This window comes from Rhizobium viscosum (assembly GCF_014873945.1).
Taxonomy (GTDB): Bacteria; Pseudomonadota; Alphaproteobacteria; order Rhizobiales; family Rhizobiaceae; genus Rhizobium; species Rhizobium viscosum.
The window spans coordinates 2,368,677-2,388,343 of the sequence record NZ_JADBEC010000002.1 but is presented as its reverse complement, the minus strand read 5'-3'; the positions used below and the strand labels follow the sequence as shown (position 1 = coordinate 2,388,343).

Annotated in this window: 21 protein-coding genes; 12 read left to right on the top strand and 9 right to left on the bottom strand. The window is 60.9% G+C overall.

All coding sequences use genetic code 11. From position 1 onward, the window contains the following. Position 1 precedes the first annotated feature (1 nt). The 7 genes from mmsB to H4W29_RS31880 form a co-directional block, all read right to left on the bottom strand. On the bottom strand, positions 2-883 hold the full coding sequence (gene mmsB / locus H4W29_RS31910; RefSeq protein WP_192732738.1) for a 3-hydroxyisobutyrate dehydrogenase: 882 nt from the start codon (positions 881-883) through the stop codon (positions 2-4). 9 nt (positions 884-892) lie between these two features. Continuing rightward, the gene (locus H4W29_RS31905; RefSeq protein WP_192732737.1) at positions 893-2,488 is read right to left on the bottom strand and encodes a GMC family oxidoreductase; all 1,596 of its coding nucleotides are present in this window, start codon (positions 2,486-2,488) and stop codon (positions 893-895) included. 109 nt (positions 2,489-2,597) lie between these two features. Further along, entirely contained in the window at positions 2,598-3,587 is a 990-nt protein-coding gene (locus H4W29_RS31900) for a branched-chain amino acid ABC transporter permease (protein WP_192732736.1), read from the bottom strand. A gap of 1 nt (position 3,588) precedes the next feature. Continuing rightward, positions 3,589-4,476: a branched-chain amino acid ABC transporter permease gene (locus tag H4W29_RS31895; RefSeq protein ID WP_192732735.1), complete on the bottom strand. Its 888-nt coding sequence runs from the start codon at positions 4,474-4,476 to the stop codon at positions 3,589-3,591. 4 nt (positions 4,477-4,480) lie between these two features. Next, the gene (locus H4W29_RS31890) at positions 4,481-5,182 is read right to left on the bottom strand and encodes an ABC transporter ATP-binding protein (RefSeq protein ID WP_192732734.1); all 702 of its coding nucleotides are present in this window, start codon (positions 5,180-5,182) and stop codon (positions 4,481-4,483) included. After that, a complete protein-coding gene (locus H4W29_RS31885) occupies positions 5,182-5,967 on the bottom strand; it encodes an ABC transporter ATP-binding protein (RefSeq protein ID WP_192732733.1) in 786 nt (261 codons plus the stop codon). Before H4W29_RS31885 ends, H4W29_RS31890 begins: the two co-directional genes overlap by 1 nt. A 3-nt stretch (positions 5,968-5,970) precedes the next feature. Next, positions 5,971-7,182: an ABC transporter substrate-binding protein gene (locus tag H4W29_RS31880; RefSeq protein ID WP_192732732.1), complete on the bottom strand. Its 1,212-nt coding sequence runs from the start codon at positions 7,180-7,182 to the stop codon at positions 5,971-5,973. A 252-nt stretch (positions 7,183-7,434) separates the two neighbouring features. On the opposite strand from H4W29_RS31880, the gene H4W29_RS31875 reads away from it, so the two are divergent. Beyond that, positions 7,435-8,379, top strand: coding sequence for a LysR family transcriptional regulator (locus tag H4W29_RS31875; protein ID WP_192732731.1), 945 nt, complete (start codon positions 7,435-7,437; stop codon positions 8,377-8,379). On the opposite strand, the gene H4W29_RS31870 is transcribed toward H4W29_RS31875, so the two are convergent. Next, positions 8,380-8,718, bottom strand: coding sequence for a cupin domain-containing protein (locus H4W29_RS31870; RefSeq protein ID WP_192732730.1), 339 nt, complete (start codon positions 8,716-8,718; stop codon positions 8,380-8,382). 168 nt (positions 8,719-8,886) lie between these two features. On the opposite strand from H4W29_RS31870, the gene H4W29_RS31865 reads away from it, so the two are divergent. From H4W29_RS31865 to H4W29_RS31850, 4 genes are all read left to right on the top strand, one after another. After that, positions 8,887-10,074 (top strand): acyl-CoA dehydrogenase, encoded by a 1,188-nt coding sequence (locus tag H4W29_RS31865; protein WP_192732729.1) that lies wholly within the window; start codon positions 8,887-8,889, stop codon positions 10,072-10,074. Between the two features lie 96 nt (positions 10,075-10,170). Continuing rightward, positions 10,171-10,629 carry a DUF4126 family protein gene (locus tag H4W29_RS31860; RefSeq protein ID WP_192732728.1) on the top strand — a complete coding sequence of 153 codons (459 nt, stop codon included), beginning with the start codon at positions 10,171-10,173 and terminating at the stop codon, positions 10,627-10,629. Then, complete coding sequence (locus tag H4W29_RS31855; RefSeq protein ID WP_192732727.1) at positions 10,629-11,990, top strand: FAD-containing oxidoreductase; 1,362 nt, start codon at positions 10,629-10,631, stop codon at positions 11,988-11,990. The genes H4W29_RS31860 and H4W29_RS31855 overlap by 1 nt, the downstream gene beginning before the upstream one ends. Positions 11,991-12,024: 34 nt before the next feature. Then, complete coding sequence (locus tag H4W29_RS31850) at positions 12,025-12,594, top strand: DedA family protein (RefSeq protein WP_192732726.1); 570 nt, start codon at positions 12,025-12,027, stop codon at positions 12,592-12,594. Positions 12,595-12,601: 7 nt separating this feature from the next. Here H4W29_RS31850 and H4W29_RS31845 read toward each other — a convergent pair whose 3' ends face one another. Continuing rightward, positions 12,602-13,642: an NAD(P)-dependent alcohol dehydrogenase gene (locus H4W29_RS31845; RefSeq protein WP_192732725.1), complete on the bottom strand. Its 1,041-nt coding sequence runs from the start codon at positions 13,640-13,642 to the stop codon at positions 12,602-12,604. 240 nt (positions 13,643-13,882) lie between these two features. On the opposite strand from H4W29_RS31845, the gene H4W29_RS31840 reads away from it, so the two are divergent. The 7 genes from H4W29_RS31840 to kdpC all read left to right on the top strand — a co-directional run bounded on the left by H4W29_RS31840 (position 13,883) and on the right by kdpC (position 19,605). After that, the gene (locus tag H4W29_RS31840; RefSeq protein ID WP_192732724.1) at positions 13,883-14,083 is read left to right on the top strand and encodes a hypothetical protein; all 201 of its coding nucleotides are present in this window, start codon (positions 13,883-13,885) and stop codon (positions 14,081-14,083) included. Between the two features lie 75 nt (positions 14,084-14,158). Continuing rightward, positions 14,159-14,521 carry a copper resistance CopC family protein gene (locus H4W29_RS31835; protein ID WP_192732723.1) on the top strand — a complete coding sequence of 121 codons (363 nt, stop codon included), beginning with the start codon at positions 14,159-14,161 and terminating at the stop codon, positions 14,519-14,521. A 385-nt stretch (positions 14,522-14,906) separates the two neighbouring features. Beyond that, the gene (locus H4W29_RS31830) at positions 14,907-14,996 is read left to right on the top strand and encodes a K(+)-transporting ATPase subunit F (RefSeq protein WP_016556800.1); all 90 of its coding nucleotides are present in this window, start codon (positions 14,907-14,909) and stop codon (positions 14,994-14,996) included. A gap of 52 nt (positions 14,997-15,048) precedes the next feature. Beyond that, positions 15,049-16,752 (top strand): potassium-transporting ATPase subunit KdpA, encoded by a 1,704-nt coding sequence (kdpA, locus tag H4W29_RS31825; RefSeq protein WP_192732722.1) that lies wholly within the window; start codon positions 15,049-15,051, stop codon positions 16,750-16,752. A gap of 9 nt (positions 16,753-16,761) precedes the next feature. Then, on the top strand, positions 16,762-16,917 hold the full coding sequence (locus H4W29_RS31820) for a hypothetical protein (protein WP_192732721.1): 156 nt from the start codon (positions 16,762-16,764) through the stop codon (positions 16,915-16,917). 45 nt (positions 16,918-16,962) lie between these two features. Further along, positions 16,963-19,023, top strand: a complete 2,061-nt coding sequence (gene kdpB, locus H4W29_RS31815) for a potassium-transporting ATPase subunit KdpB (protein WP_192732720.1) — start codon at positions 16,963-16,965, stop codon at positions 19,021-19,023. Between the two features lie 12 nt (positions 19,024-19,035). Continuing rightward, positions 19,036-19,605: a potassium-transporting ATPase subunit KdpC gene (gene kdpC / locus H4W29_RS31810; protein WP_192732719.1), complete on the top strand. Its 570-nt coding sequence runs from the start codon at positions 19,036-19,038 to the stop codon at positions 19,603-19,605. Positions 19,606-19,667: the final 62 nt, after the last annotated feature.

Sequence of the window (19,667 nt, the reverse complement as noted above, 5' to 3'; positions counted from 1 at the left end):
CTCACGTCTTTTCGCGGAACATCTCGATGATGGCGGAGAAATCCCTGCCGCCGTTGCCGAGCTTCTCGAAGAGCGCATAAAGCTGCGCGGCCTCTGCGCCAAGCGGCGTGGAGGCGCCGCTTGCAAGTGCGGCCTCCTGCGAGAGCCTGAGATCCTTCAGCATCAAAGCTGCGGCGAAGCCCGGCTTGTAATCATTGTTGGCCGGCGATGTCGGCACCGGTCCCGGTACTGGGCAATAGGTGTTGATCGACCAGCACTGGCCGGATGAGGTCGAGGCGACATCGAAGAGCGCCTGATGCGAGAGGCCGAGTTTTTCGGCAAGCACGAAAGCTTCGCAGACGCCGACCATGGAGATACCGAGGATCATGTTATTGCAGATCTTCGCCGCCTGTCCGGCACCCGCCTCGCCACAATGGACGATCTTCTTACCCATGGCCTCGAGGATCGGCTTCGCCTTGGCGAAAGCCTCTTCGGAGCCGCCAGCCATAAAGGTCAGCGTGCCGGCGCTCGCTCCGCCGGTGCCACCGGAAACCGGTGCATCGAGCGACAGGCAGCTTGCGGCTTTTGCCATCTCATGCGCCCTGCGGCTGCTTTCGACATCGATGGTCGAGCAATCGATGACGAGCATGCCCTGCGCGACCGATTGCAGGATATCGGTCCAGGCCGTCAGCACATGTTTGCCCTGCGGCAGCATGGTGATGACGATCTCCGCCTCCTTGACCGCCTGGCTGGCATGGCTTGCAGGCTTCACGCCGCTTTCCTCAGCCGCCTTCAGCACGGGTGCGGCCAGATCGAAGCCGAGAACCTCGTGGCCGGCCTTGACGAGATTGGCCGCCATCGGCCCGCCCATATTACCGAGCCCGATAAATCCAATCCTTGCCATGCTCTCCTCCTATCTGTTGTCTTCGAGGATCATGGCCGCCGCCTTTTCGGCGATCATGATCGTCGGCGAATTGGTGTTACCCGAGGTGATGGCTGGCATCACCGAGGCATCCGCTATCCTGAGCTTGCCGAGCGCCCGCAATCTCAGCCGCGGGTCGACGACGCTCTCCTTGTCGACGCCCATGCGACAGGTGCCGACTGGGTGAAAAATCGTTGTGCCGATATCGCCCGCCACCTTCTCGAGCTCCGCTTCGCTCTGGTAGCTCGGTCCCGGCTTGAACTCCTCCGGATGGAAGCGGGCGAAAGAAGGCTGCGCAACGATCCGGCGTGTGAGCTTTATCGAACGAACAGCTATGTCGCGATCGCGCTGCGTCGAGAGGTATTTTGGAGCAATGACGGGCTGGGCAGCAAAATCGGGGCTGGAGACATGCACGGAACCGCGGCTTTCCGGCCGGAGATTGCAGACACTTGCCGTAATCGCCGGGAAGGTGTGAACGGGATCGCCGAACTTGTCCAGTGACACCGGCTGCACGTGATATTGCAGGTCGGGCGTTTCCTTGTCCGGACCGGAGCGGGTGAAGATGCCAAGCTGGCTCGGCGCCATCGCCATCGGGCCGGAGCGGTGCATGAGATATTCGAGCCCGATCGCCGCCTTGCCGATCAGCTTCGACGCCTTTTCGTTCAGCGTCGGAACGCCGGTGACCTTATAGGCAAGCCGAAGCTGCAGATGGTCCTGCAGGTTCTCGCCAATGCCCTTCACCTCTGTCAGCACATCGATGCCAGCCTGACGCAGAACCTCACCGCGGCCGACGCCTGACAGTTCCAGGATATGTGGCGAGCCGATGGAGCCAGCCGAAAGCACCGTTTCCTTTGCGGCATAGGCCCGTTTCGCCCTGCCGCCATGCTGGAACTCGACGCCGGTGACGGAACCTTCCTCAACCAGCAGCCGCCGCACCTGCGCCTTGGTCATGACAGTGAGATTGCCGCGCTTCATGGCGGGGCGCAGAAAGGCCTTCGTCGCGTTCCAGCGGATGCCGGCGCGCTGGTTGACGTCGAAATAGCCGGAGCCTTCGTTGCTGCCCCGATTGAAATCCGTCGTTTCGGGAATGCCGGCCTCCCTGGCCGCCTGCTGGAAGGCGTCGAGCACGTCCCAACGCACGCGCGCCTTTTCCACGCGCCATTCACCGCCGGCGCCGTGCATCTCGTCCTCGCCCTTGTAGTGATCCTCTGACCTGCGGAAATAGGGCAGCACGTCGTCCCATCCCCAGCCGGTGCAGCCCATCTGCCGCCAAAGATCGTAGTCGCGGGCCTGGCCGCGCATATAGATCATGCCGTTGATCGAGGAACAGCCGCCGAGCACCTTACCGCGCGGATAATTCAGCGCCCGCCCATTCAGCCCGTCCTCGGGCGCGGTCGTAAAACACCAATCGGTGCGTGGATTGTTGATGCAGTAGAGGTAACCGACGGGAATGTGGATCCAGTGGTAATTGTCGTTGCCACCCGCCTCCAGCAGCAGAACCCTGGAGTTGCGATCGGCCGATAGCCGGTTTGCGAGCACGCAGCCGGCGCTGCCTGCGCCGATGATGATATAGTCGTAGCGATCCATGGATCATGCACTCCGAAAAGGCTGCGTCCCGCCTCCCCGGGTCGGGGAAGCGGGATTTCGCGGCGCCGCTGCACGTCTTTTCCCATTGCAGGAAAAGAGGTCCGCCCGTTCAGCGGCGGTAGACAAAGCCCAGTTTACGCCCGAGCCGCGAGGCGTAGAATTCGCCGATGATGCCGCGGCGGAAGATCAGCACGCAAATCATGAAGACGACGCCGGTGATGATGGTCACCGGAAATTCCGAGGTCGCGAGATAATTCTGCAGCGTCACGACGAGGCCAGCGCCGAAGACCGGGCCGATCAGCGTACCGATGCCGCCGAGCAGCGTCATCAGAATCACTTCGCCAGACATCTGCCAGGCGACATCCGTCAGCGTCGCAAACTGGAAGACCAGCGCCTTGACCGATCCGGCAAGCCCGGCAAGAGCTGCAGACATGACGAAAGCGCCGAGCTTGTAGCGCGCCACGGAATAGCCGAGCGAGATAGCCCGCTGCTCGTTCTCGCGGATCGATTTCAGGATCATGCCGAAGGGCGAATTGATGAAGCGCCAGATGATCAGCAACCCGATCAGGAACACCGCCAGCACGAAATAGTACATGTTGGTGGAACTGTTGAGATCGATGAAGCCGAAGAGGTGACCGCGCGGCACGGACTGGATGCCGTCCTCGCCTTCGGTAAATTTGGCCTGCAGGCAGAAGAAGAAGAACATCTGCGACAGCGCCAGCGTGATCATGGCGAAATAGATGCCTTGCCGGCGGATCGCGAAGAAACCCATGACGAGGCCGAGAAGGGCCGCCCCCACAACGCCGACGAGAATGCCGAGTTCCGGCGGGAAGCCCCAGGATTTGACCGTATAAGCGGTGAAATAAGCAGCCCCGCCGAAAAAGGTGGCATGGCCGAAGGAAAGCAGGCCGGTATAGCCGAGCAGCAGGTTGAAGGCGCAGGCAAAGAGCGCGAAGCAGAGCAGCTTCATCAAGAAGATCGGATAGAAGAAGAAGGGCGCCAGCAACAGAAGAAGCAGCCCGATAATCAGGAAGCCGGTCTGCACCGAGAGCGCGGTGCGGCTCTTTTCCGTTCGGATGGTTTCGGTGATGTCAGCCATGTCACGCATCCCGGCCGAAGAGGCCCGCGGGCCTGATGAGAAGCACGATCGCCATGATGACGAAGATGACGATATTGGAGGCTTCCGGATAGAAAACCTTGGTCAGGCCCTCCGCGATGCCAAGCACATAGCCGGTGATGATGGCGCCCATGATCGAACCCATGCCGCCGACCACGACCACGGCAAAGACGACGATGATCATGTTCGAGCCCATCAGCGGCGAGACCTGATAGATGGGTGCTGCGAGCACACCGGCAAAAGCGGCAAGGCCGGCGCCGAGCGCATAGGTGAAGGTCAAGAGAACAGGCACGTTGACGCCGAAGACCTGCACGAGCGTGGCATTTTCCGTTGCCGAGCGCAGATAGGCGCCGAGCTTGGTCTTTTCGATCAGCAGCCAGGTGCCAATGCAGACGACAAGCGAAACGACCACCACCCAACCGCGATAGATCGGCAGGAACATGAAGCCGAGGTTCATGCCGCCGGCTAGCGCTGGCGGCGTTGCATAGGGCTGGCCCGAAGAGCCATAGAGATAGCGGAACGTGCCCTCGACGGCGAGCGCCAGACCGAAGGTGAAGAGCAGGCCGTAGAGCGGATCGAGATCATAGAGCCGGCGCAAGAAGAGCCGCTCGATGACAGCGCCGGCAACTCCGACGATGACGGGCGCCAGGATCAGCGAAGGCCAGTAACCGATCCCGAGATAATTCAGCAGCAGATAGGCGACGAAAGCGCCGAGCATATATTGGGCGCCGTGCGCGAAGTTGATGACGCGCAGAAGGCCGAAAATGATCGCAAGACCAAGGCTCAGCAGCGCATAGAAGGACCCGTTGATCAGGCCGATCAGCAGCTGGCCGAGCAGCGCCTGCAAGGGAATGCCGAAGATCATCGTCATCGCATCACACTCCCAGAACCTTGTGCAGCATATCCATGCGCTGCGGCAGTTCGCTCACCGGGAATTCCGAGACCATCTGCCCATGATCCATCAGATAGAAGCGATCGGCAATACGGCTTGCGAAACGGAAATTCTGTTCGACGAGCACGATGGTCATGCCACGCTCCTTCAGCGTCCTCAGAACCTCGCCAATACGTTGGACGATAACAGGCGCCAGCCCTTCGGTCGGCTCATCGAGCAACAAGAGGCGCACGCCGGTGCGCAGGATACGGGCGATCGCCAGCATCTGCTGCTCGCCGCCGGAAAGCTTGGTGCCGGAGCTCGTGCGCCGCTCATAAAGATTTGGAAAAAGCTCGTAGATTTCATCGAGGGTCATGCCGCCGGGCGCCACGACGGGCGGCAACATCAGATTTTCCGAAACCGTCAGCGTCGCGAAGATGCCGCGTTCCTCCGGCACGAAACCGATGCCCTTGTGGGCCGTCTTGTGAAGCGGCACATGCATCATATCGGTGCCGGCAAAACTGATCTTTCCCTTTCGGGCACGCACGATACCGGTGATGGTGCGCAAGGTCGTCGTCTTGCCGACACCATTGCGGCCGAGAATGGTGATCATCTCGCCCTCGCCGACCGTCATGTCGATGCCGTGCAGGATATGGCTTTCGCCGTACCAGGCATTCAGCCCCTGAACTTCGAGAAGCGGCGCCATCAGTGATGCTCCTCCGTGCCCATATAGGCCTGGCGCACGCGCTCGTCCTGGCTGACGGTCGCATAGTCGCCCTCGGCGAGGATCTCACCACGCTGCAACACGGTGACATGCTGGCAGATATTGGCGACAACGGAGAGATTGTGCTCGACCATCAGAACCGCCCGGTCGCGGGCGACATCGCGGATGATGGCGGAAACGACGCTGACATCCTCCTGCCCCATGCCGGCCATCGGCTCGTCGAGCAGCAGTACTTTCGGATCTAGCGCCAGCGTGGTGGCAATCTCCAGCACGCGCTTGCGGCCATAGGAGAGATCGGCGGCGATATGATCGCGCTCCTTGGAAAGCCCCACGCTCGCAAGCAATTGCTCGGCCCGGTCGTTCAGGCTGTCGAGCGCCGAAAGCGGTCGCCAGAATTGCGTGGAAAGATTGTTCGGACGCTGCAGGGCAACTCGAACATTGTCGAGCACGGAAAGGTGGGGGAAGACGGCTGATATCTGGAAGGAGCGGACGAGGCCCATGCGCGCCACCCGGTCGGGCGGCGTCCTGGTGATGTCAGTGCCCATCAGCGTGATGGTGCCTGATGTCGGCTGCAGGAACTTGGTGAGCAGGTTGAACACCGTCGTCTTGCCGGCACCATTTGGCCCAATCAGCGCATGCACGCTCGCATCATGCACATCGAGATCGACATTCTTGACGGCCGTGAAGCCGCCGAAATCGCGCTGCAGGCCGCGGGCGGAAAGCACCACCCGCGGCTTGGCCTGAGTTTCAATTGCGGAAACCGCCATCGTTCACTTCACCAGATCGCAGCCGCTCTTGGCGGGGTCGATATAGGCTTCCTTGCCTGGGATGGTGGCGAGAACGTTGAAGTAGTCCCACGGCTCCTTGCTTTCCGATGGTTTCTTGACCTGCAGCAGGTACATGTCGTGGATCATACGGCCGTTCGGGCCAACTGTGCCGCCACGGCCGAAGACATCGTCGACGGGCATTTCATGAAGCTGCTTGGCGACGGCTTCCGTCTCATCCGTACCGGCCTTCTGGATTGCCTTCAGATATTGCAGGACGGCCGAATAGGTGCCGGTGTGGACCATGTTCGGCATTTTACCGGTACGGGCGAAGAACTTCTTGGCGAATTCGCGGCTCTGGTCATCGCGGTTCCAGTAATAACCTTCCGTCAGCGTAAGGCCCTGCGCGGCCTCCATGCCCAAGCCATGAACTTCGGCAAGCGTGAAGAGCAGCGCCGCCAGATGCTGGCCGCCCTGGGTGATGCCGAATTCAGCGGCCTGCTTGATGGCATTCGACGTATCGAGACCGGCATTGGCAAGGCCGATCACTTTGGCGCCGGATGATTGCGCCTGCAGCAGGAAGGACGAGAAGTCCTGGGTCGACAAGGGATGGCGCACCGAACCGACGACCGTGCCGCCGCTCGCCTTCACGTAATCGGTAGTCTGCTGTTCCAGCGAATAGCCGAAGGCATAGTCCGCTGTCAGAAAGAACCAGCTGTCGCCGCCCTGTTTGACCAGCGCACCGCCGGTGCCGACGGCCAGAGCATGGGTGTCATAGGCCCAATGGAAGCCGTAGGGCGAGCAGGCCTTGCCGGTGAGATCCGTCGTCGCAGCACCGGTGACGATATCGATCTTCTTCTTTTCCTTGCCGATGGCCTGAACGGCAAGCGCCACGGAAGAGGTCGTCAGCTCCATGATGGCATCGACCTGTTCGGTGTCATACCACTGGCGGGCAATGTTGGAGGCGATATCAGGCTTGTTCTGGTGATCGGCATCGACGATCTCGACGGGCATGTCGAGTACCTTGCCGCCGAAGTCCTCGACGGCCATCTTCGCGGCCTCGACAGAGGACTTACCACCGAAGTCGGCATAGACGCCCGACTGGTCGTTCAGAATGCCGATCTTGACCTTGCCGTCGGAAATGGCTGCGCTTTGCGCAAACACAGCCGTGCTGCTTGCAAGCAAAAATGCAATGGATGCAATGAAATTCTTTCGCATAGTCTCTCCTCCCAGAGATTGGCCAGATTGCGAATCTGTTCAAATTTGGCGACCCGCTCTCCTCAAAGCAGCCACTCCGCCCCTACGATCACGGAATTTCCTCCATGAGGCAACTGGCGGTTTACATCTAATTCCAAACAGTATCTGTTCGTTTTTGAACAGAACCCGTCACAACGCCGCTCCGGCGACAGTCACAGCATGCTCCTTGACGGGCGGCATTAGACCAAAGACGTAGACGGATAGGCGACGCCGATGAGCCATGCTTCGCAATTTACCTGGGACGATCTGCAGTTTTTTCTAGCCGTCGCCCGCACTGGGCAGCTTTCGACGGCGGCCCGACAGTTGCGCTCAAGCCACGCGACCGTGTCACGGCGCATCGATCGGCTGGAATTCGCACTGAAGGTGAAGCTCTTCGAGCGCAATCCGCGCGGTTACGTGCTGACTGCCATGGGCACACGCTTTGTGGAAACCGCCGAGAAGATGGAACAGGAAACAGAGCGGCTGCGAGCCGATCTCGCCGATGGCTCGCTCAGCCAGCGCGGTCTCGTGCGCCTCAGCGCACCCGAGGGCTTTGCCAATTTCTTCTTTGCAACCGTCCTGCCGCAATTTGCTGCCCGCCATCCGCATCTGGCGCTGGAACTCGTCACCATCCAGCAGATCATGTCGCTCTCCCGCAAGGAGGCGGATATTTCCGTCGTCCTCGACGAGCCCAAAGGCGGCCCCTACTTTGCGGAAAAGCTGACGGACTATCATCTGCAGGTCTACGCCTCGCGCGACTATCTTGCCCGCGCAGCACCCATCACCACGCGTGACGACCTGCTGAACCATCCCTTCATCAGCTATATCGAGGAAATGATCTTCGCACCGGGGCTCGATTATCTTGGCGACGTGCATCCGCGCATCAAGCCGCAATTCCAGAGTTCCAGCATCTTCGCGCAACTGACGGCCACCAGAAACGGTCTGGGCCTCGGCATACTGCCCTATTTCTTCGCCTGCCGTTATCCCGAACTGGTGCGAGTGCTGCCCGACGAGATCGATCTTAAGCGACACTACTGGATCACATGCCACCGCGACTTGAAGCAAGCGCCGCGCGTGCGCGCCGTCATCGACTTCCTGAGGGAAACCGCACGCAGCGAAGACGCCTGTTTCATCCCGCCCTATATCGGCACGGCGCGAAAGGCGAAGGCAGAGATGTGACTATTTCAGAAATTCGGCGCGATGCGGCGTGAAAGTGTCGATCAGGCGCCCTTTTTCCAGCGCCTTGACGCCGTGGACCAGATTGGGCGGCACGATGAAGCTGCCGCCCTGGTTCAAGACTTCAGTGCGGCCATCAATCGTCACTTCGAAGCTTCCTTCGGCAACATAGCTCGCCTGTATATGGGGGTGGAAATGCGCAGCACCCACGGCACCAGCCTCGAAAGCCACTTCCACCATCATCATCTCAGGCAGATAGGTCATGATGCGGCGAGTCACACCCGGTTCGGGGTTTACCCAGTCGGCACCTTCGGCCGATACGAAAAGATCGCTCGATGACATGTCTGCCTCCTCATTCCAGAATCCGTTGCGCGCAAACTGGCGCAACGATCAGCGTTTGAAAAGGTGACTTCTACATTTTGGCGCGATAGCTGCCTTGTTGACGCCGCAAACGGGCAGGTCTATGCGACCTTAAATCAGCATGCGTAAATACAGGTGAGGAGACTGGACATGCAGCATACGCGCGAGGTTTTCGACTGGGCGGATCCCTTCCGGCTCGTGGAGCAACTGACCGACGAGGAGCGCATGGTGCAGGAGACCGCCCATGCCTATGCGCAAGAAAAGCTCGGCCCCCGTGTCCTTGAAGCCTTCCGCAATGAGAAGACCGATCCGGAAATATTCCGGGAAATGGGTGAACTCGGTCTTCTCGGCCCGACCATCGATCCTGAATATGGTGGTGCTGGCCTCGGCTATGTCGCTTACGGCCTGATCGCCCGCGAAGTGGAGCGGGTCGACAGTGGTTACCGCTCGATGATGAGCGTGCAGTCCTCGCTCGTCATGGTGCCGATCAACGCCTTTGGCTCCGAAGAGCAGAAGAAGAAATATCTGCCGAAGCTTGCGACCGGCGAATGGATCGGGTGTTTTGGCCTGACCGAGCCCAATCACGGCTCTGATCCGGGCTCCATGGCGACACGGGCAAAGAAGGTCGATGGCGGTTATAGCCTGACGGGTTCCAAGACCTGGATCTCAAACGCACCGATTGCCGATGTCTTCGTCGTCTGGGCAAAGACCGAGGATGGGCTCATCCGCGGCTTCATCCTGGAAAAAGGCTCGAAGGGCCTGTCGGCTCCAAAGATCCAGGGCAAGGTCGGACTTCGCGCCTCGATCACAGGCGAAGTCGTCATGGACAATGTCTTCGTGCCGGAAGAGAACCTACTGCCCCACGTCAGCGGCCTCAAGGGTCCGTTTACCTGCCTCAACTCCGCTCGCTTCGGCATCGCCTGGGGCGCGCTTGGTGCGGCCGAAGCCTGCTATGCGACGGCCCGGCAATATACGCTGGACCGCCAGCAGTTTGGCCGGCCGCTCGCCGCCAACCAACTCATCCAGAAGAAGCTTGCCGATATGGCAACCGAAATCTCGCTCGGCCTCCAGGGATGTTTGCGTCTCGGCCGCATGAAGGAAGAGGGCCATCCGCCTGTCGAACTAACCTCGATCCTCAAGCGCAATTCCTGTGGCAAGGCACTGGAGATTGCCCGGGCAGCCCGCGACATGCTGGGCGGCAACGGCATTTCCGACGAGTTCGGCGTCGCCCGCCACCTCGTCAATCTCGAAGTGGTCAACACCTACGAGGGAACGCATGACATTCATGCGCTTATTCTCGGTCGCGCGATCACAGGCATTGCCGCCTTCTCCAACTGATTGAGGGGCGTGCAAGGCGAATTGCAACCTGGATGACAATGTGCAAACCTCCCCCTGCCGCGGCAGAGAGGCCGGCGGTGCAAGGGGGATTTGCATATGTTTCTGCTGCTCGCACTTCTGATCGGCGTCGTTGCCGGTCTTCGCGCCATGACCGCACCTGCCGCCATCGCCTGGGGCGCCGCGCTCGGCTGGTTCGACATCTCTCAAACACCGCTCGCCTTCATGGGCTACCAGTGGACGCCGTGGATCTTCACGGCGCTTGCCGTCATTGAACTCATCACGGACCAGTTGCCCTCCACCCCCTCGCGCAAGGTGCCGATCCAGTTCGCCACCCGCATCATCGTCGGCGCGCTGTGCGGTGCCGTCATCGGTGCCGCGAGCAGCCTGCTCTTCGGCGGCCTGATCGCCGGCGTCATCGGCGCGGTCATCGGCACGCTCGGCGGTGCAGCCGCCCGCGGCAAGCTCGCAGCCTCCTTCGGCCAGGATCGCCCGGCGGCCCTGATCGAAGATGCGGTCGCCGTCATCGGCGCCTTTATCATCGCGTGGGCAGTCTGATGAAGAGCTTCGACGCAATCTTCATCGGCGCCGGCCAGGCCGGCCCATTCCTCGCCGCCCGCATGGCGGAAGCGGGCATGAAGGTGGCGCTGATCGAACGCAAGTTCCTCGGCGGCACCTGCGTCAACGCAGGCTGCATGCCAACAAAGACGCTGGTCGCAAGTGCGCGCGCCGCCTATGTGGCGCGGCGCGGCGCCGATTACGGTGTGCAGATACCGGGTGAAATCGGCATCGACATGAAGACCGTGCGCAATCGCGCAGAAACGATCATCATGAATGCCCGCAACGGTTTGAGCGACTGGTTCGGCGGTATGAAAACCATGACCGTTATCCACGGTCATGCCCGCTTCACAGGCCCGAAGGAGGTCGTCGTCAACGGCGAGAAGCTGACGGCACCGAAGATCTTCCTCAATGTCGGCGCCCGCCCTGTCATCCCCGACATGCCGGGCCTTGCCGATGTCGATTACCTGACCAGCACCGGCATCATCCATCTCGACAGCCTGCCGAAGCATCTCGCCATTATCGGCGGCAGCTATATCGGCCTGGAATTCGCACAGATGTACCGGCGTTTCGGCGCGGAAGTGACGGTGATCGAGCGGGGCCTGAAACTCGCCTCCCGAGAGGACGAGGACATTTCCGATGCGATCGCCGATATCCTGAGATCCGAAGGCATAACGATCCACACCGACATCAAGGACATCCGCTTCGCCAAGAGCGCCGATGGTGCGACCGTCACAGTCGACTCCGAAACTTTCGAGGCAAGCCACGTGCTTGTCGCCACCGGCCGGACGCCGAATACCGACGATCTCGGTCTCGATGCCGCGGGCGTGGCCACCGACAAGCGCGGCTTCATCACCGTCGACGACCGGCTGGCCACCAATGTCGAGGGCATATGGGCGCTCGGGGACTGCAACGGCCACGGCGCCTTCACCCATACGTCCTACAATGACTTCGAGATCGCCGCCGCCAATCTGCTCGACGGTGGCGACCGCAAAGTGTCGAGCCGCATTCTCGCCTACGCCCTCTATATCGATCCGCCGCTCGGCCGCGTCGGCATGACGGAAAAGCAGGCACGCGCCTCCGGCCGCAAGATCATGGTCTCGACGCGCCCGATGAGCCGGGTCGGCCGTGCCAACGAGCGCGGCGAAACCAAGGGCTTCATGAAGGTGGTCGCCGATGCCGAGACCAAGGAAATCCTGGGCGCGGCTATCCTCGGCATCGAGGGCGACGAGGTGATCCACGGCCTCATCGATGCCATGAATGCCGGCACGACCTATCCGGTGCTGCAATGGTCCGTGCCGATACACCCGACCGTTTCGGAGTTGATCCCGACGCTGCTGGGTGATTTGAAGGCGAGCTGATCCCAGAAGACCGCAATCAGCCGGAGACCGGCCATTGAATATCGAATTGCTGATCGAAAATTACGGCCTCCCGGCGATCTTTCTCGGCACCGCCTTTGAGGGTGAAACCGCCGCCTTTCTCGGCGGCGTCATTGCCCATCGCGGTCTCCTGACCTATTGGGCCGCGTCTCTGGCGGCCTCGGCGGGATCATTCGCCGGAGATCAGATGTGGTTCTTTGCCGGCCGCTATGCCGCCCAATGGAGCTTCGTTCGCCGCCTGATGGAGACGCCGGCGCTTGCGCGGGTTACGCAGCTTCTCGAAAAATACCCGACGGGTTTCATCTTTGTATTCCGCTTTCTGGTGGGATTGCGAACGATCAGCCCCATCGTCATCGGTACGACGCGTATATCAACGCAGAAATTCCTGGTCATCAACCTGGTAGCGGCGCTGGTATGGGGCCAGCTTTTTACCGCACTCGGCTATGCCTTCGGGCATGGAATAGAACAGATGCTCGGACGCCTTCCGCTACACAACCATCTGCTGATTGCGTTCGCCGCAGCGGCCATCATTGCTGGCGCGGCGCTGCTGCTTCACCGAATGAAACCCGGCATAAGGCACCCATAAGGGTGCCCTACATGACGATCTGCAGTTTGACGTCCGTTGGACGCGCCTCGACCGCACGATCGAAAGCCTTGATCGAATCCTCGAACGTGAAGGTCTCTGATATCAGCGGCTTCAGATCGACACGGCCCGACCCGAGAAGGGCGATCGAACGCTCATACTGATGGGCGTAGCGGAACACCGTCTCGATGCGGATTTCCTTGGTCGAAGCCGTCGAGACGTCGAAACCAACAGGGTTGACCGGCAGGCCAACGGCGACGATGACACCACCTGGACGCGGCAGGTCCATGATCGTCTCCCAGGCTTTCGACGAGCCCGAGCATTCGAAGACCACATCCGCACCCCAGCCATCGGTCAGCCGGCTGACTTCCTCGGCGAGGTTCTTTTCGCGGATATTGACCGGAATGACACCCTGGTACCGCGCCGCAATATCGAGCTTCGGCTGGGCGAGATCGGCAACAATCGCGCGGGCACAGCCGCCGGCAAGGGCGGCAATCGCAACCATGGTGCCGATCGGGCCGGCGCCGAGGACGACCGCTGTGTCGCCGGGCGCAATCTTCGCCTTGGTGGCTGCCTGCATGCCGACCGCGAAAGGCTCGACCATCGCGCCTTCGGCGAAGCTGACATTGTCGGGCAGCTTGAATGTATAATTGGCCGGATGCACGACCTCAGGCGTCAGCACGCCATGGATCGGCGGCGTCGCCCAGAAGGCAACGGCCGGATCGACATTGTACATGCCAAGCCGGCTTGCCTTGGAATTGGGATCGGGAATGCCGGGTTCCATGCAGACGCGATCGCCGACCTTCAGATGCGTAACACCGGCGCCGACCTCAATCACAGTGCCTGCCGCCTCATGGCCGAGCACCATCGGCTCGTTGACGATGAAGGGGCCGATCTTGCCGTGCGTATAATAGTGCACATCGGAGCCGCAGACACCGACGGTATGGATCTTGATCTTCACCTGCCCGGGGCCGGTCTCCAGAGGCAGATCGATATCGCGAAGCGCAAGCTCATGCTGGCGCTCGAGTACCAGCGCGCGGACTTTGGTCATGATCGGTTTCCTTCCCTATGGCTCCCGCGATTCATGGGGTGCCGTTGCGGCGACTATAAGACCGCAAGGCCCAGCAGTTCAATCGCATCCGGCAGGCTTTTGCTCACTATGTGGCGAAATGCTCGGGTGATTATCACCCGAAAGATAAGCCGGCCCTAGACGTCCGTATGATTCCGGAAAAGCCCGGCGAGGACTACATTTGTCCTCAACGACCACGACAACGTGGGAAGGAGAAAAACGATGAAGCACGACAACGATAACGTCGGCAGAACCCCGCCTTCCAACACGCGGATCACAAGACAGCTCCGCGACTTCTGGCTCAACCTGTTGGATGAAACTGTTGCGGTGCTCCAGCAAGATCGCCAGCCGCAGCCGCTGCTTCAGCCGGTGCGGGTTATTGCACGGGCTCGGGATCGAAATCGCCCTCCACAGCGTTATTAAGCATGCGCCGGCATGGCGTGGCAGGGGTATGACGCTCCCGACACCATGCGGATCGGCAATGTAAGGAAGACCGTCATGAAATCGATTGTGTCATTCTGCCTGTTCGCATCTCTTCTCTTTGCCGCAAACGAGGCGTCCGCGGCGATCGAGGAAGCATCCCTTCCGCCACCGCAGCAGGAAGAAAAGCTGGTGCCGGCCAATCTGGAGCTCACCTTCACCGGCCCTGTCGATCTCGCCCGCTCGACCGCCACCCTTCTCGATGCCCAGGGCCTGACATTACCGACCGGCAAGCCGTTTCTTTCGGGACCGGAAGGCTCCGTCTTCAAGGTTCCGCTCGATCCAGCCATGGCGCCCGGCATCTATACGCTCAACTGGCGTGTACTCTCGATGGACGGCCACAGCGCTGAGGGCCAATACCAATTCCGGGTCGACCCCTGAACCTTCCGATATCAAGCTGTTCGAAATTGCGCCGTGCCGTTCGGGTACGGCGTTTTTTGTCCATGAGGGCGCCCTAGTCGCGCCTTTGACCGCATAAAGGCATTTATAAGATTTTTATATTGATGCCCCCGATGCAATCTCGAACCTTTATGCGCTTCGGCCGCATATTAATGTCCGAGAGATCGCAAGATCATCTCCACGCCAGAAAGCATAAAAGGTGCCGCTTCCACCGAACCGGCGCCCTTTGTCTTGTCTGACTCCAAGAATAACAAACCGGAGTCAAGATCGATGATGGATATAATTCTACTCGGCACTGCAATCGTATTCTTCGGACTTTGCTTTGCCTATACGCGCGCCTGTGACAGGCTTTGATTGGAGAGAACCGATGACCCTCGATTACATCTTGAGCGGTGCCGTGACCGTGTTTCTCACCGTCTACCTCACCTACGCTCTCATCCGCCCAGAACGTTTCTGAAAGAGCCGGCGCTTCTCATCCAGAAGCAGCCGGATACTGAAAGTTTCCTCCCATGACCCTCAACGGATGGCTTCAGATCCTGCTTTACTGCGGGATCGTCCTCGTGCTCGTCAAACCGCTCGGCAGTTACATGACGCGTGTCTTCAGCGGCGAGCGCACATTTCTTTCACCGGTCCTCGTTCCGATCGAACGGGGGCTTTACGCCGTTGCCGGCACCAGCGAGCGCGAAGACCAGCACTGGACCTCCTATGCCTTCGCCATGCTGATGTTCAATCTACTCGGCGTCATCGTTCTCTACCTCTTGATGCGGTTCCAGGACGTGCTGCCCTATAACCCAGCCGGCATGGCCGCAGTCGGGCCGGAACTCTCCTTCAATACCGCCACCAGTTTCGTCTCCAACACCAACTGGCAGAACTATGGTGGCGAAAGCACCATGTCCTACCTGACGCAGATGATGGGCCTGACGGTTCAGAACTTCGTGTCGGCCGCGACCGGTATGGCAATCGCCGTTGCCTTCATCCGCGCCTTCGCGCGCGCATCGGGCAAGGCGATCGGCAATTTCTGGGTCGATATGATCCGCGCCACGCTCTACATCCTGCTGCCGATCTGCATCGTGCTGACGCTCGCCTATGTCTGGCTCGGCGTGCCGCAGACGCTCGGCCCCTATGTCGATGCCACGACACTCGAAGGCGCCAAGCAGACGATCGCGGTCGGTCCTGTTGCCTCGCAGCTTGCCATCAAGATGCTCGGCACCAATGGCGGCGGTTTCTTCAATACCAACTCGGCCCATCCCTTCGAAAACCCGGACGCGATCTCAAACCTCATTCAAATGGTTTCGATCTTTGCGATCGGCGCAGCACTGACCAACGTCTTCGGGCGCATGGTCGGCAACCAGCGCCAGGGCTGGGCGATCCTCGCAACAATGGGCATTCTTTTCATCGTCGGCGTCGGCATCACCTACTGGGCCGAAGCTGCCGGCAACCCGCTGATGCACGCCTTCGGCCTGCAGGGCGGCAACATGGAAGGCAAGGAAGTCCGCTTCGGTGTCGCCCTGTCCTCTCTGTTTGCAGTCATCACCACGGCTGCTTCCTGCGGCGCGGTCAACGCCATGCACGGCTCGTTCACGGCGCTTGGCGGCCTGATCCCGCTCATCAACATGCAGCTCGGCGAAGTCATCGTCGGCGGTGTCGGTGCGGGCTTCTACGGCATCCTGCTCTTCATCATCGTCGCCGTCTTCGTAGCCGGCCTCATGGTCGGCCGCACGCCAGAATATCTCGGCAAGAAGATCGAGGCGAAGGAAATGAAGATGGCCGTTCTCGCCATTCTCTGCCTGCCGCTCGCCATGCTGGTCTTCACCGCGATCGCCAGCGTGCTGCCCTCGGCAGTCGCCTCGATCGGCACGGCCGGTCCGCACGGTTTCTCCGAAATCCTCTATGCCTATACGTCGGCTGCGGCCAACAACGGCTCGGCTTTCGGCGGCCTGACCGGCAATACGCCCTGGTACAACATCACGCTCGGCATCGGCATGCTGATGGGCCGCTTCCTCGTCATCATTCCGGCTCTTGCGATTGCCGGCTCTCTGGTCACGAAGAAGACGGTTCCGGCCTCGGCAGGCACATTCCCGACGGATGGCCCGCTCTTCGTCGGCCTGCTCATCGGCACGATCCTCATCGTCGGTGGTCTCACCTTCTTCCCGGCACTGGCCCTCGGCCCCGTCGTCGAGCACTTGGTCACGATCGCCGGCCAGACCTTCTGAGGTGGTGTCATGATCATCCGTCACAGGCTCCGAAAAGCCTTTCATCCACGTCCCGGTCTGCCGGGGCGTGGAGCCCAGCGGATGCCGCGCGCCTCCGACATCATCCTGGTGATGATGGCAGGCCTGCTCGTCGTCGTCTGCGCAATCAGAATTTTACAGGGCTGACCGGCAATCCGGTTCGCCATCCTCGTTTCAAAGCTGGAGTCTCTTATGAGCCAGGCAAAATCCGCGAGCATCCTGGATTCTCGCATCCTCATTCCGGCCGTGGGTGCTGCTTTCACCAAGCTCAACCCGCGCACCCTCGCCAAGAACCCGGTCATGTTCGTCGTGGCCACGGTCTCGGCGCTCACCACCGTCCTGTTCCTGCGCGACCTCGTTTCAGGCAACGGCAATCTCGCCTTCTCCTTCCAGATCAACCTCTGGCTCTGGTTCACGGTGCTCTTTGCCAACTTCGCCGAAGCCGTCGCCGAAGGCCGCGGCAAGGCGCAGGCAGATTCGCTGCGCAAGGCGCGCACCGAAACTCAGGCCAAGCTTCTGACCGCCAACAACGGCACCGGCTACCGCATGGTACCCGGCACCAGCCTGAAGGTCGGCGATCTCGTTCTCGTCGAAGCCGGCGATATCATCCCCTCCGACGGCGAAGTCGTTGAAGGTGTTGCCTCCGTCAATGAAGCGGCGATCACGGGCGAATCCGCCCCTGTCATCCGTGAATCCGGCGGCGACCGCTCGGCCGTAACGGGCGGTACCCAGGTTCTCTCGGACTGGATCCGCGTGCGCATCACCGCCGCTGCCGGTTCGACCTTCCTCGACCGCATGATCTCGCTCGTCGAAGGCGCCGAACGCCAGAAGACGCCGAACGAAATCGCACTTAACATCCTCCTTGCCGGCATGACGCTGATCTTCGTTCTCGCCACGGCGACGATCCCGAGCTTTGCCGCCTATGCCGGCGGCTCGATCCCGATCATCGTGCTTGTTGCCCTCTTCGTCACGCTGATCCCGACCACAATCGGAGCTTTGCTTTCGGCAATCGGTATTGCTGGCATGGACCGCCTCGTCCGCTTCAACGTGCTCGCCATGTCCGGCCGCGCCGTCGAAGCTGCCGGTGACGTCGATACGCTGCTGCTCGACAAGACCGGCACGATCACGCTCGGCAACCGCCAGGCGACCAGCTTTCGCCCGGTCCGCGGCGTCTCCGAACAGGACCTCGCCGATGCGGCCCAGCTTGCCTCGCTCGCCGATGAAACGCCTGAGGGACGCTCCATCGTCGTGCTCGCCAAGGAGAAATATGCGATCCGCGGCCGCGACATGGCAGGCCTGAAGGCCACTTTCGTGCCCTTCACCGCCCAGACGCGCATGAGCGGTGTCGACCTCGAAGGTTCTGCGATCCGCAAAGGTGCGGTCGATGCGGTGCTGACCTATGTCAATGGCGATGCCTCCTCGAAGAACGGCGCCGAAATCGTCCGTGAACTGCAATCGATATCGGACGAGATCGCCAAGGCCGGCGGCACGCCGCTCGCTGTTGCCCGCGACGGCAAGCTGCTCGGCGTCATCCAGCTCAAGGACATCGTCAAGGGCGGTATCCGCGAGCGCTTCAACGAACTGCGTCGTATGGGTATCCGCACCGTCATGATCACCGGCGACAACCCGATGACGGCAGCAGCCATCGCAGCCGAAGCCGGCGTGGACGACTTCCTTGCCCAGGCAACGCCTGAGAACAAGCTGCAGTTGATCCGCGAGGAACAGGCCAAGGGCAAGCTGGTCGCCATGTGCGGCGACGGCACGAACGACGCCCCGGCGCTGGCGCAGGCCGACGTGGGTGTGGCCATGAACACCGGCACGGTCGCTGCGCGCGAGGCCGGCAACATGGTCGATCTCGACAGCGACCCGACCAAGCTCATCGAAATCGTCGAAATCGGCAAGCAGCTGCTGATGACACGCGGTGCGCTGACGACCTTCTCGATCGCCAACGACATCGCCAAGTACTTCGCCATCATCCCGGCGATGTTCCTGACCTTCTACCCGCAGCTTGGCGTGCTCAATGTCATGGGCCTCGCCACGCCGCAGAGCGCCATCCTGTCGGCGATCATCTTCAACGCGCTGATCATCATCGCGCTGATCCCGCTGTCACTGAAGGGTGTGCGCTATCGTCCGATCGGCGCCGGCGCGCTGCTCTCCCGCAACCTGCTGATCTACGGTCTCGGCGGCATCATCGTCCCCTTCATCGGCATCAAGGCGATCGACATCGTCATCACGGCCGTCGGCCTCGCCTAAGGAGTCTAGACAATGTTGAAAGAAATTCGTCCGGCAATCGTCATGATCGTTGCCACCACAGCCATCACCGGCCTTCTCTACCCGCTTGCCATGACGGGTGCTGCCCAGGCCATCTTCCCCTTTCAGGCAAGTGGCAGCCTTATTGAAAAGGACGGAAAGGTCATCGGTTCCACGTTGATCGGCCAAGCCTTTACCAGCGACAAGTACTTCCACGGCCGCCCGTCCGCCGCGGGCGACGGTTATAATGCTGCCGCCTCCTCTGGCTCCAACCTCGGTCCGACCAGCCAGAAGCTGATCGATCGTGTGAAAGGCGACTATGAGGCTGCCAAGGCGACCAACCCGAATGCCGAGGTTCCCGCCGACCTCGTCACTGCTTCGGGCAGCGGCCTCGATCCGCATATTTCGCCGGATGCTGCCTACTTCCAGGTGCCGCGCGTCGCCAAGGCGCGCGGTGTCGACGAAGCCAAGGTCAAGGCACTGGTCGACGCCGCCGTCACCGGCCGCGAACTCGGCCTGCTCGGCGAACCGACCGTCAATGTTCTGGCGTTGAACCAGAGCCTTGATGCTTCTATGACTCAGTAAAGGTTGAGAGCCCCGGAGCGCTGCAGGCGGGCCGGGGCTTGCTCGTGAAGAAAGACCGAACC